10 protein-coding genes are annotated in these 12,993 nt (G+C 63.0%); 6 read left to right on the top strand and 4 right to left on the bottom strand.

Annotation, left to right across the window (positions count from 1 at the left end):
- Window positions 1-3: 3 nt before the first annotated feature.
- Window positions 4-1,062 carry a porin gene (locus tag P0D80_RS01675; RefSeq protein WP_408280531.1) on the bottom strand — a complete coding sequence of 353 codons (1,059 nt, stop codon included), beginning with the start codon at window positions 1,060-1,062 and terminating at the stop codon, window positions 4-6.
- Between the two features lie 266 nt (window positions 1,063-1,328).
- On the opposite strand from P0D80_RS01675, the gene P0D80_RS01670 reads away from it, so the two are divergent.
- The gene (locus P0D80_RS01670) at window positions 1,329-2,237 is read left to right on the top strand and encodes a helix-turn-helix domain-containing protein (protein WP_408175732.1); all 909 of its coding nucleotides are present in this window, start codon (window positions 1,329-1,331) and stop codon (window positions 2,235-2,237) included.
- Window positions 2,238-2,330: 93 nt separating this feature from the next.
- Here P0D80_RS01670 and P0D80_RS01665 read toward each other — a convergent pair whose 3' ends face one another.
- From P0D80_RS01665 to P0D80_RS01655, 3 genes are all read right to left on the bottom strand, one after another.
- The gene (locus P0D80_RS01665) at window positions 2,331-2,654 is read right to left on the bottom strand and encodes a hypothetical protein (protein ID WP_408280528.1); all 324 of its coding nucleotides are present in this window, start codon (window positions 2,652-2,654) and stop codon (window positions 2,331-2,333) included.
- Window positions 2,655-2,796: 142 nt separating this feature from the next.
- Entirely contained in the window at window positions 2,797-4,128 is a 1,332-nt protein-coding gene (locus tag P0D80_RS01660; protein WP_408280525.1) for a chloride channel protein, read from the bottom strand.
- A 165-nt stretch (window positions 4,129-4,293) separates the two neighbouring features.
- The gene (locus P0D80_RS01655) at window positions 4,294-4,668 is read right to left on the bottom strand and encodes an MAPEG family protein (RefSeq protein WP_408280522.1); all 375 of its coding nucleotides are present in this window, start codon (window positions 4,666-4,668) and stop codon (window positions 4,294-4,296) included.
- A 401-nt stretch (window positions 4,669-5,069) separates the two neighbouring features.
- On the opposite strand from P0D80_RS01655, the gene P0D80_RS01650 reads away from it, so the two are divergent.
- The 5 genes from P0D80_RS01650 to P0D80_RS01630 all read left to right on the top strand — a co-directional run bounded on the left by P0D80_RS01650 (window position 5,070) and on the right by P0D80_RS01630 (window position 12,958).
- Window positions 5,070-6,290: an MFS transporter gene (locus P0D80_RS01650; protein ID WP_132374926.1), complete on the top strand. Its 1,221-nt coding sequence runs from the start codon at window positions 5,070-5,072 to the stop codon at window positions 6,288-6,290.
- 359 nt (window positions 6,291-6,649) lie between these two features.
- Window positions 6,650-7,516, top strand: coding sequence for a TetR/AcrR family transcriptional regulator (locus P0D80_RS01645; RefSeq protein ID WP_408280519.1), 867 nt, complete (start codon window positions 6,650-6,652; stop codon window positions 7,514-7,516).
- 426 nt (window positions 7,517-7,942) lie between these two features.
- Window positions 7,943-10,441, top strand: coding sequence for an acyl-CoA dehydrogenase (locus P0D80_RS01640; protein WP_408280516.1), 2,499 nt, complete (start codon window positions 7,943-7,945; stop codon window positions 10,439-10,441).
- A gap of 157 nt (window positions 10,442-10,598) precedes the next feature.
- Window positions 10,599-12,020 carry a 3-oxoacyl-ACP reductase gene (locus P0D80_RS01635; RefSeq protein ID WP_408280513.1) on the top strand — a complete coding sequence of 474 codons (1,422 nt, stop codon included), beginning with the start codon at window positions 10,599-10,601 and terminating at the stop codon, window positions 12,018-12,020.
- A 2-nt stretch (window positions 12,021-12,022) separates the two neighbouring features.
- A complete protein-coding gene (locus P0D80_RS01630) occupies window positions 12,023-12,958 on the top strand; it encodes a MaoC family dehydratase (RefSeq protein WP_408280510.1) in 936 nt (311 codons plus the stop codon).
- The last annotated feature ends 35 nt before the right edge of the window (window positions 12,959-12,993 follow it).

Here is a 12,993-nt window from a genome sequence, read left to right as displayed (position 1 = left end):
CACTCAGAAGTTGTGGCGAAGGCCTGCGCCGTATGTCAGTCCCGTGGACTGGCTAGCGTAGTGGTCGTATTTGAACGCCGCGTACACATCGGTACGCTTGGAGAGCGGATAGTCGTATCCGACCGCCCAGGTGGTGCGGTGAACGTCACCACTGTTCGGCCCCGTCGACTTCGAATACACAAAGTCTCCGAGCACCGACCCCACGCCCACGGGAATCGAGACGCCAAGCTGTTCCGAGTTGGTCGTTGTCGTACCCAGCGTCGCCTTGTCGCGGATGTTCATGAAGCCGGCGAATACGCGAACAACATTGAAGTTGTACGACCCGTCGAGTTGAATCGTCTCCTGGCTCTTGAGACCGGGTATAGCCGGCAACGCCGTCGCGATGTCGCCCGCTACACTGCTGTAGTTGATGTACTGATAGTTGGCCGCCAGCACGACCGGGCCGTTCGCATAGTTGAGCGTTCCACCCCACTTGTGCGCACCGGCGTCACCCGCCGTGTTACCGAACGAATAGATGACGGTACCGTTCAGGCCGCCGATGGTCGGCGACGAATAGGCTACGGCGTTGTTCCAGCCGGAATCGCCCACGACGCCCTGCGGACCGAGCCCCTTATACGTGTGGAAAATCCACGGAGAGAACGTATAGGAGTTGAAGAACGGATTGAGGTTGATCGTTGAAATGTACAGAGGCGTTGTCAGCCTCCCCGCACGAATGGAACCATACAGCGTGGCAATGCCGAGGTACGCGTTGCGAGAGAAGAAACTGTCGTTTGTGAAGCGGCCGTACGTGCCGTTCTGCGGCTGGAAATAGCTCTCGAGCACGAAGAATGTGGAATAGCCGCCGCCCAGGTCCTCTGTCCCGCGAAGCCCCCAAAAAGACGTGGACAGCCCGCCCCCTTGAGTCACCACGGCCGCATGGGCGCCAGGGTTTTTGACGGAGCCGACAAACGCGTCGACCAGGCCGTAAAGCTGCACCGAGGATTGCGCGAACGCCGGAGCGCTCAGCGCGGCAGTGCCGAAGAGACAAAGACTCGGCAGGAGTTTGAATTTTGCACCAGACATGAAAAGCCTCTTGTTCGTTTCAGCTGACAGCCGCGTGGTCTTCCGGTTTGCGTCGTCGACATCGCGAACGCGCACCGGGCATCTGTGACGCGCCGCCGGGCGAACGTCACATGAGAATCTTGCGACCGTCTAAATAAAACGACAAGCGTACAAAACGACAAAAACTCTAGAATTTTGCCAAAAACGCCTCAGTATCTTCCCTGGTAATGCAGCTTTGACGACGCCTTGAGGTACAATTCGTTTGGATTTTTATACGAGGATGTATCGTGGCCGAAGTTCTAGGTTTCCGCAAAACAGCGCCCACTTTCGACTTCCTCGCTATCGGCGAGCGCCTTCGCGCCTATCGCATGGCTCGCGGACTTCGCTCCGACGACATTGCTGAACGGCTCGCAATTTCCCGCGCCGCCGTCTACAACCTCGAACGTGGTGAAATCGTCAAGATTGAAACGCTCGAGCGTCTGGCAGCGCTGCTGGAAGTGACGCTTCCCAATCTGCTCGGGGTTGAGTCCGAGTACCACGACTCCGCGGTCAGTTACTTCGAGCGCATGCGCCAGCTCGAATCGCGCTCTACGCGCATCCTCGCCAACTTCGATCCGATTTCATTCCTGCTTACCTCTGAAGCGTACCCGCAGCATCTGCGCTCCATGCTTGACGAGAGCGTCCCCGACGAACTGGTCGGAGAAAGCTCGAAGCGGATCAACAGCGACGTTCTGAAAATTCTGGCCGCACGGCGCAAGGTGTTCGAACAGCAGCGTCCTAGCATCCTCAGCCTGATTGGTCTCCGGCAGATTGAGCAGTTCCTGCATCATGGGCTGGTGGGCCGTTTAGGCCTGCCTTCAGGCGTGCAACTCGAGCGAAAACTTGCGGCACGCAAGGAAGTCGCACACATGATCGAGGTGTTGAACAGCGACCCTATCGGTGTCCAGGTCGGTATCGTGACCGACAATCTGCCGAGTGAGACCTTCCAGATTTTCGAGGAACCGGGCAGCCAGCATGTGGCGGTATCGCCCTTTCGCCTTGGCGAACTCCCGAATGTGCGAACAGGTATTGCGACGATTACAACGTCAGCCGATGCTGTCGCGATGTACCGCGGCCTGATCGAGCGCGTGTGGGCCGGCTCCGCCAAAGGGCGCGACGGCGCGAAGCTCTTGCAGTTGCTACTCGATCGCGGTTAATTCCGTAGGATGCCCCGACCTCGCCGCGGCCGCTGTTAGCGCCGGATGATACGGCCGGCGCTAACAACAATTTTTCAGATGCACGCCGCCAGGTCAGACGACCATGGCCGGCGCCACCTTCGCGGCGAACGCGTTGAGGGCCTCGAGAAAAGCGGCATCCGAGGCTTCGCTGGCCTCTTTCAGTGCCTTTGTATCGTGCCGCAACTCAGCGAGAAATTCATCGACCAAACCGGTGGATACGGCAACGCCCTCGTGACGTTCGCTAAAAGCGTTCGCCCGCTCCGCAAGTAGCACGAGAGCCGCCGATTCACGCCCCGAAGCGGCGGCTGCGTCGCGGCACTGCGACGCGAAGTGGCGGATGTCAGAGAAGCCGACGTGTGAGCGCTCGAGCCACACGCTTGCGAGCTGAAGATTCATTTTGCGTCCCTCAATCGACAATGATGCGACAACGCTGCATGAGCCATGCAGACGTGCCGGAGACCACATCATGCTCCCGTCTAAAAAAAAAGACAACCGGTCGAGCGGCGCTCAACCCGCGTCGTCGTGAATAGCACAAGCCTTACCGCGCTTTGCTCGCGCCACTCCAGCTAAACCCAAAGCTCGACTGCATTGCAGGCGCCCACTTCGCACACGCACGAAAACCCAACAGCGCGCCGCCCACGGCAAACAACACAGGAATCAGAAAATCCTGGCTCACGCGGGTGAATTCGAACATGAGCACCACGGCCGTAATCGGCATCTGCATCGAGGCAGCGAGAAACGCCGTTGCGCCGACCACCGCAAATGCGCCCAACGACGCCCCCGGCCACACGAGGCTCCATAATCCGCCGAGTACGATCGCCAGCAGCGCGCCATTTGCGAGCCCCGGCGTGAGGAGCCCGCCTTCGGCGCCCGCGCGCAAACTGCTCGCGGTGATGACCACCTTCAGCACCAGCAGCATCGCGGCGAGACTGATGGTCAAGCCGCCATCGAATGCCAGTCCCGCAGGTCCCTTGCCATTGCCGAGCAACTGCGGGAAATGCATCGCGAGGACGCCGATCATCGCGAAGTTCAGCAGCGACAACACGGGCAGGCGCCAGTTCTTCGGCGCGGCCGCGCGCGAGCGATTCATCAGTTCCGTGAAGCTCCACGCCGCCACGCCGAAGATCGGACCGCACACCACGGACCAGACCACGAGCGTGGGGCTCAGCGTCATCGACGGCACGAGATATTGATGCTCGTTGCCCAGTCCCAGTTGCGCGACCAACGCGGCCACCGACGAGGTCACGATGGCCGGCACCAGTGCGGGCCAGCCGAAGGTGCCCAGCAAGACTTCGAGCACGAACACCGCGCCGCCGAGCGGCACGTTATAGACCGCGGCCAAACCGGCGCCCGCGCCGCACGCCACCATGATCCGGCTCTGCGCGACCGACAGCCCCGCGCGGCGCGACAGCCAGCCGGCGAACGCCGAGCCGATCTCACGCGGCGCGACTTCGCGGCCGAGCGGCGAGCCGAGCGCCACGGTGACGATCTGCAGCACTGCATGGATCGTCGTGCTCATTACGGGCATCCGCGGATCGTCGGATTTGACGGCCTGGCGAATGCTCACGAGCGGCCGGCCGAATCGATATAGCGCCCACCAGCCGAATCCCGCCACCAGGCCGCAAATCGTCAGCACGAGCAGGCGGCGTTCGGGCGCGGCACCGCTGACGCCCTGTAGAAAACTCTCGGCGCTGATCACGTGCGTCACGCTGTAGCCGTATGCAAGATGCTGGATGCCGTGCAGCAGCAACGCGAGCAGCATGCCGCCGAGACCGGCGCCGATACCCGTGACCAACGTGACTGCGGCGATCACGGCAAACGGACTGCGCTCGCGGCGTACAGGCTCCGAAGTGATTGATTTGACTGACATGGCGCGTCGACAAAAGCGAAATAAGTGGGATGACGACCATGGTATTCCGCGACGCAACATGAATCAAATTGATTTTTCAGCTCGACTGATGCGCAAGTTGCATATATTGAAAATGGCGACTTTCCGGTCCGCACCGCGCGACCGGCGCGATGCCATCGCACAGAATTAGCGAGCGGAAACCAAGAACATCGACACCACGCACGCGACGCCGACAAACCAGACCAAAGAACGCAGCGACGCGAGATTCGCGACATACAGCACGCCGTGCAGCACACGTGCGACGACAAACGTGATCGCTAGCCAGTTGATCCACATACCCGATCCGCCCGCCTGTCCCGCCACGACGATCGCGGCGGTGAACATCGCCAGCGCTTCCCACGCGTTCTGATGCGCCGCATGTGCCCGCGCGCGCCAGCCTTCGAGACCGGCAAGATAAGCGCGTGGCGTGCGATTGTCGTAGCGCTTGCTGACTTTCGCCAGCATGGTCCACGGAAACGGCAACAGCGCCACGATGAGCAGGCATAAATGCGGAATCGTCATAGGTTGGTCTCCCTTGTATGCGCGGCACGAAATGCCGCGAGCCGCTGTTATACCCGCGGGCCCGCACCGCCGCCAACTGGAATTCCGCGAGCGTCACTTCTACGGATAGGCGAATCACCTAAACTCAAAATGACCGGATCACAAGAAAATCACATCCGAAATAGATTACAAATAACAAACTGAATCGCACACACCATTAATACAATAATTACATTTACCCAACATAAAGCGCGCGCAGCATGAAATCCGCTCCAGGGATTAATACGGATAAACGCGCGTTCATTCATGCAAGCGTTTAACAGTCGGCGTACACTCGCTCGAAGCCCATGCCACGGGGCGTGCGGGGCTGCGGAGCCACCTGTCGTCAAACACGGGTGATTGGAGAACCAGGAGAACAATCAATGAGTTGGACACGGGAACAGAGAAACGTCACGATCGCTGCCTATCTGGGCTGGACACTCGACGCATTCGATTTCTTTCTAATGGTGTTCGTATTGAAAGATATTGCGGCGGAGTTCAATACAAAAATCCCCGAAGTCGCCTTCGGCATCATGCTGACCTTGGTGATGCGTCCGCTCGGCGCATTGATTTTCGGCTGGCTCGCCGACAAGTACGGCCGCCGACCCACGCTGATGGTCAACATCGCGTGTTTCTCCCTGCTGGAATTGCTGTCCGGCTTTTCGCCGAACCTGGCCACTCTGCTCGTGCTGCGCGCGCTGTTCGGCATCGCGATGGGCGGCGAATGGGGCGTCGGCGGCGCACTGACCATGGAAACCGTGCCGCCGAAGTCGCGCGGCATCGTCTCGGGTCTGCTGCAGGCCGGCTATCCGAGCGGCTATCTGCTCGCCTCGGTCGTGTTCGGCGTGTTCTATCAGTACATCGGCTGGCGCGGCATGTTCTTCGTCGGCGTACTGCCGGCGTTGCTCGTGCTGTATGTGCGGGCGCATGTGCCGGAATCGCCGGCCTTCAAGACGCTCGAAAAGAAAGCGCGTCCGGGTCTCGTCGCGACGCTCAGGCAGAACGTCAAGCTGTCGCTGTACGCGATCATTCTGATGACCGCGTTCAATTTCTTCTCGCACGGCTCACAAGATCTGTATCCGACTTTCCTGCGCGTGCAGCATCAGTTCGACGCGCACACGGTGTCGTGGATCACGATCGTGCTGAACATCGGCGCGATTTGCGGCGGCCTGTTCTTCGGCGCATTGTCGGAAAAGATCGGCCGCAAGCGCGCGATCTTCATTGCGGCGTTGATCGCGTTGCCGGTGCTGCCGCTGTGGGCCTTCTCGACCACGCCGGTGCTGCTCGCGGTGGGCGCCTTCCTGATGCAGATCTCCGTGCAGGGCGCATGGGGGGTGATTCCGGTGCACCTGAACGAAATCTCGCCCGATGAAATTCGCGCGACGTTCCCCGGTCTCGTGTATCAGCTCGGCAATCTGATCGCGTCGGTGAACGGACCGTTGCAGGCGAGCGCCGCCGAAGCGCACGGCAACAACTACGCGCTCATCATGGCGGTCGTGATCGGTATCGTGGCAGTGGTGATTGCCGCGCTGATTCCGTTCAGCCGCGAGCGCCGCGGCATCGACATGACACAGTCGGCCAAGCAGGTTGCGGCACGGGTTTAAGCGTTCGAACCAAACAGCTATTTTGCCGACGCGTTATCGGGAACAATAGGCGCAAAGGCGGCGCGAACCGCCGCGCGACGCAGAGCACGCGTGAGCAAATAGCAGCAAGGCCAAACAAGGTAGCGAGCAACACGAGGCCGTTCCGATTTCCATCGGAACGGCCTTTTTTATTTCCACGCGGTTTGACGCGCCGCGAGCAGGGAAAGTCTACCTTCATCAGGTCTTCTAGAGGAGTTAGTCGACTGTGACCCCTTGATCGCACACCTCATTTCTTCTTATCCTGAAAAAAACAGCCGTTTCAAATAAGCATTTGAATTGCTTGTTTGCGGGCCGGACGCCCGGTAACTGGGAGACGCGATATGGCAGTTCGCACAACAGGCCGGCATGCCGGCGACACCAAGTCCCGCATCCTCGACGCCGCTGAAACACTCTTTATCGAATGCGGCTATGAGGCCATGTCGTTGCGCCAGATTACTTCGCGCGCCGAAGTCAATCTTGCGGCAGTGAACTATCACTTCGGCAGCAAGGAATCGCTGATTCACTCGATGCTGTCGCGCCGCCTCGACCACCTCAACCAGGAGCGGCTCAAGCTGCTCGATCGCTTCGACACCTTGCTCGGCGAGCGCCTGACCTGCGAGCACGTGCTCGGCGCGATGTTCATTCCGGCGCTGCGCCTGTCGCGCGATCCGCGCGTCGGCGGCAAGGCGTTTCTGCGTTTGCTCGGCCGCGCTTATACCGATCCGTCGTCGTTCATTCGCGACTTTCTCAACGGGCACTACGCCTCAGTAGCGGTGCGTTTTTTCGACGCGTTCCAGCGCGCGTTGCCGCATCTGCCGCGCGAGGAACTCGGCTGGCGTCTGCACTTCGCGATCGGCGCGCTGTCGGGCGTGCTGGCCGGCACCGACACGGACAGCCTGATTTCCGAGTTCTCGCAGGGCAAGTCGATGAACGACCTGCAACTCATCGCACGCCTCGCCTCGCTGATGGTGGCCGCGCTCAAGGCGCCGTTGCCCGACGGCACACAACTCGCCGCGTTCGCCGCGGTACTCGGCGATGCCAGCGACGGCGGCACGGAGTGCGCCGGAGACGGCGGCGCGGAAGGCACGAGCGCGGCACACACTGGAGGCGGATCGGAGTCGCCCTCACCGGCCGTATCGGAAGGTGAACATCGTGACGGCGACATGGAAGCAGGTTCGCGTCAGCACGCATTTCACCGCACAGCTTAACGATCGAGCGCGGCGGGCAGCGCGCCGTCATGAGCCGTCACCCGCACGCGGCGCCCGTGAGAGCGGGCAGACGGATCACTACCGCACCGTGCAGGCAACCCGCGCAATAGTAAGCATGCCGCAGCTTCGAACCCGTAATCGACCGGCAATGCCTACACTACCGGTCAGCGCCAGACAGGCAACAAGTACTCCGTCAACACTCAGCAAGAAGGCAGCCGACCACCATGAACGCCGCATACCTGAGCAGCACGTCTAAGTCCCGCACCTAAGCGACGCCGCGCTGTCGAACGGCATATACGACGCGCAAAAGCAAATGCAGCACGCGCGGCGAGGCAGCGCGAGCATGAGGCAGAAAATCAATAGAACGCGAACCATCCGCCCTACGTGGACGCGTTCGCTCGCACCATCGAAAGAGGAGGAAACGTCATGCCGTGGTTCATCCTGGTACTCGTCATTGCCGCGTTCGCGCTCGTCTACGTTCAGGCGCGCGCGGCATGGTGGCTTGCCTTCATGATCGTGTGGGTGGCGGCCGCGCATGTCAGCGGAGCCGCGGGTGCGGTGGCCACGACGCTGCTCGCCATCGTATTCGTCCTCCCTGCCCTCGTGCTCGCGCTTAAACCGCTGCGCCGCACGTGGCTTGCCAAGCCCGTGCTCGACATCTTCCGCAAGATCCTGCCGGAGATGTCGCCGACCGAGCGCGACGCGATCGAAGCCGGCACGGTCTGGTGGGACGCCGAACTGTTCTCGGGCCGCCCGCATTGGGACTCGTTGCTCGGCTACGGTCCCGCCACGCTGACGGCGGAAGAACAGTCGTTCCTCGACGTCGAATGCGAGCAACTCTGCGATCTCGCGAACGACTGGGAAACCACCATGGTCTGGCAGGACCTGTCGCCGCAAACCTGGCAGTACATCAAGGAACGCGGCTTTCTCGGCATGATCATTCCGAAGCAGTACGGCGGCAAGCAGTTCTCCGCCTACGCGCATTCGCAGGTCATCATGAAGCTCGCCACGCGCTGCTCGGCCGCCGCCGTTTCGGTGATGGTGCCGAATTCGCTCGGCCCCGCCGAACTGCTGTTGCACTACGGCACCGACGAGCAGAAAAACCACTACCTGCCGCGCCTCGCACGCGGCGAGGAAATCCCCTGCTTCGCATTGACGAGCCCCTACGCCGGTTCCGACGCGGCGGCGATTCCGGACGTCGGCATCGTGTGCAAGGGGACGTTCGAAGGCCGCGAGACACTCGGCTTTCGCGTCACGTGGGACAAGCGCTACATCACGCTCGGCCCGATTGCGACCGTGCTCGGCCTCGCCTTTCGCGCGCTCGATCCCGACCATCTGCTGGGCACGGAGGACGAACCCGGCATCACCTGCGCGCTGATTCCGACCGACCATCCGGGCGTGAACATCGGCCGCCGTCACTGGCCGCTCAATGCCGTGTTCCAGAACGGCCCGAACTCGGGCAAGGACGTGTTCATTCCGCTCGACTGGGTGATCGGCGGGCGCGCGCAGGTCGGCAACGGCTGGCGCATGCTGATGGAATGTCTCGCGGCGGGCCGGGCGATTTCGCTGCCGTCGTCGAATGTGGGCATGGCGAAGATCGCTGTGCGCGGCACCGGCGCCTACGCCGCGGTTCGCCGCCAGTTCCGCACCGCCGTCGGCAAGTTCGAGGGCGTGCAGGAAGCGCTCGGCCGCATGGGCGGCAACCTGTACGTGATGGACGCCGCGCGCCGCCTGTCGGCGCACGCGGTGGACCTCGGCGAAAAGCCTTCAGTGATCTCGGCGATCGCGAAGTATCACATCACCGAGCGCGCCCGCATGGTCATCAACGACGGCATGGATATCACCGCCGGCAAGGGCATCTGCATGGGGCCGTCGAACTTTCTCGCGCGCGCCTATCAGCAGGTGCCGATCTCGATCACCGTGGAAGGCGCCAACATTCTCACGCGTTGCCTGATCATCTTCGGCCAGGGCGCGATTCGCTGTCATCCGTATGTGCTGAAGGAAATGGCCGCCACGCGCGAAACGGACCACGCCAGGGCGCTGCGCGATTTCGACGAGGCGTTCTTCGGCCACGTCAGCTTCACGCTCTCCAACGTGGTGCGCAGTTTCGTTTATGGCGTAACGGGCGGCGCCTTCATCGCCAAACCGCGCACGGCCCACGCGCCGCTGCATGCGTACTACCGCGCGGCCACCCGCCTGTCCACCGCGTTCGCACTGCTCGCCGATGTCTCGATGTTCGTGCTCGGCGGCGATCTGAAACGCCGCGAGCGCATCTCAGCGCGTCTGGGCGACGTGCTGTCCCAGCTTTATCTGATCTCCGCCACGCTCAAGCGTTTCGAAGACGAAGGCCGTCAGCAAGAAGACCTGCCGCTGGTCCGCTGGGGTGTCGAGGATTCGCTGTACAAGGCGCAGCACGCGCTCGACGGCGTGCTCGCCAACTATCCGAACCGCCTCGCCGCCGGTCTCGTGCGCGTGCTCGCGTTCCCGTTCGGATTGCCCTACCGCGAGCCGTCCGACCAACTCGGCAGCGAGATCGCCGAACTGATGCAAACGCCGGGCGACGCGCGCAATCGTCTGCTGTCCGATTCATACGTGCCGCATCCGCATGTCGACGCGCTCGGCTACGGCGAGCTGGTGTTCGAGCTGAACCCGCGCTTCACGCAGATCGAGCAGAAGCTGCGCGACGCGGCCAAGCAAGGCCTGCTCGAACCGATGCCGCAGAGCCTGCCGCAACTGGCTGCCTGGACCGACGCGGCGCAGAAGAAAGGCCTGATCGACGCCGACGACCGGCGCGTGCTCGACGACTACGCGCGTTACGGCGCGCAAGTCGTGAAGGTGGACGACTTCCCCGCCGACTTCGACATGCTCGCCAATCTGCAAAAGCGCAAGGAGACGCTGGAAAAGGCGCTGGGGCTCGCGGCCTGAGTTCGGCGCCGGCTTAAAAAAACATCCGGGCAAGGCGCGCCGCGGGCGCCGAACTCGGTGCACACTGACACACGTTCGACGCCCCTCGGGGAGATTTCCTTCGAGGCGTCTCCCGGGGGGGCAACCTCGCGGCGTGGCCAGCGGAGCGACTAATAATATGAACGACTCTTACCTGAACTTCGTCAACTCGCCGTTCGGCGCGCGCCTTGCGCGTTCGCTCGGCCTGCCCAAGCCAGAGGTGCTGCGCCGCTATCGCGCGGACCAGCCCGAATTCGGCGGACTGGTGGCGCTCGGCGCGGGCCGCGAACCGCATCTGCTCGACGCGCTGGCGACACTCGTGGCAAGCATCGGCGTGACGAGCGTCGCGCATGCAAGTGCCGGCTTGTGGGTACCGCTCGCCAACCGTCACGGTCTCATGACAGGGCGTTTCGAACCGGCCGACCCCGGCTCGCAAGGCAAACTCGCAGCCCTGCTGTTCGACGCGAGCGGTATTGAAGACAGTACCCAGCTCGAACCGTTGCACGGCTTCTTCCACGACACGCTGCGCTCGCTCGGCAAGTGCGGGCGCATCATCGTGCTGGGACGGCCGCCGGAAAGCTGCGCGACGCCGCGTCAGTGGACCGCGCAACGCGCGCTCGAAGGCTTCACGCGTTCGCTCGGCAAGGAAGCGCGGCGCGGCATCACTGCAAATCTCGTGTATGTGGAGCAAGGCGCCGAGAACCGCGTGGAAGCGACGTTGCGGTTCTTTCTGTCGCCGCGCTCGGCATACGTGTCGGGCCAGGCCGTGCGCATCGCCGCCGCTAGCTCAGCCACAAGCGGCGATGCCACGCCCGCGTTCGACTGGCGGCAGCCGCTCGCGGGCCGGCGCGCGGTCGTGACCGGTGCGGCGCGCGGCATCGGCGCCTCGATTGCGAGCGTGCTGGCGGCCGAAGGCGCGCACGTGATCGGCATCGACATCCCAACAGCGCGCGACGCGCTCGACGCAACCATGCGTCAGTTGAACGGCACCGCCCTCGCCTTCGATATCGCCGCGCCCGAAGCGCCCGCGCAGATCGCCGCCGCGCTCGACGAACAGGGCGTGGATATCGTCGTGCACAACGCCGGCATCACGAAGGACAAAACCATCGCGAAGATGACCGACGTCGCGTGGCAAAGCGTGATCGACATCAACCTGTCCGCGCAGGAGCGGATCGACGACGCCCTGCTCGCCGCCGGCATCCTGCGCGACGGCGGCCGGATCATCGGCGTGTCGTCGATCAGCGGCATTGCCGGCAATCTCGGCCAGACCAATTACGCCACCTCGAAGGCCGGCGTGATCGGCCGCGTGCAAAGCATGGCGCCGCATCTGCGCGCACGCGGCATCACGATCAACGCGGTCGCGCCCGGCTTCATCGAAACGCAGATGACCGCGAAGATTCCGCTCGCGATTCGCGAAGCCGGCCGCCGCATGAATTCGATGAGCCAGGCCGGCCAGCCGGTCGACGTCGCGCAGACCATCGCGTGGCTCGCGCATCCGGGATCGGCCGGCGTGAGCGGCCAGATCGTGCGCGTGTGCGGACAAAGCCTGATTGGAGCGTGACCATGGGTGAGCCCGGTGATCCGTTCGGCGGCAGTCAACTATCGAACACGGCGCGGCAGGACGCGGTGCGGCCCAAGACCGTCGTGATCGACACCTTGCCCGCGCCCGCGAAGCTCTATGCGCGCGCGGTGTCCGGCATCGTCAAACGCGGGCGCGAGACGCATCTGCCTCCGCTGCGTTTGGTGCGCCCCGCCGTCCCGCTCGACCCGGGGCCGATCTGGCGTTACGCGCGCGTGTGCGGTTTCATCCCCGAGCATGGCGTGCCGCTCACGTATCCGCACCTGCTCGCCTTTCCCTTGCATCTGCTGATGCTGACCGACCCGGCGTTTCCGTGGCCGGCGCTCGGCCTGGTTCATCTGGCCAACCATGTGCGCCTGCGCCGGCCGCTCGCCTACAAGGACATGCTGCGCGTCGAGGTGGAATTCGGCGCGCTGCTGCGTCACGACAAAGGCCAGGCGTTCGTGCTACACACCCGCATGTACCGGCGCGGCGAAGCGGTCTGGGACGGCGACAGCGTCTATCTGAAACGCGGCGTGCCGGCGAGCGGCAGCGTGCTCGATCCGCTCGAACTTCGCCCCGAAGCGCTGCAACGCATTGCACGCTGGCAGCTCGCGTCGCAACTGGGCCGCGACTACGCGAGCGTGTCCGGCGACTACAACCCGATCCATCTGACCGCGCTTTCCGCGAAGGCCTTCGGCTTTCCGCGCGCAATTGCACATGGCATGTGGACGCTGGCGCGTGCCGCCTCCGCGTTGCAGCCGCCGAAGCCGCTCGCGGAAGCCACGCTCAGCGCCGAATTCAAACTGCCGATGCTGCTGCCCGGCGAAGCGTCGCTGTGGAGCGCGTCGCCTTCGCTGATCGAACGCGATATCGAAGTGCGCGACATCGCCGGGCAGAAGCCGCATTTGCGCGGCCGCATGCGATGGAGGCTGCAATGAGGCGCGCGCGGCGTGCGTCTAGTAGTGGAATTCAG

Origin of the sequence: Paraburkholderia sp. RL17-373-BIF-A (genome assembly GCF_046030175.1) — a bacterium.
Lineage (GTDB): Bacteria > Pseudomonadota > Gammaproteobacteria > Burkholderiales > Burkholderiaceae > Paraburkholderia.
Note: the sequence above shows the minus strand (reverse complement) of the source record. Positions and strands in the feature narration are given on the sequence as shown.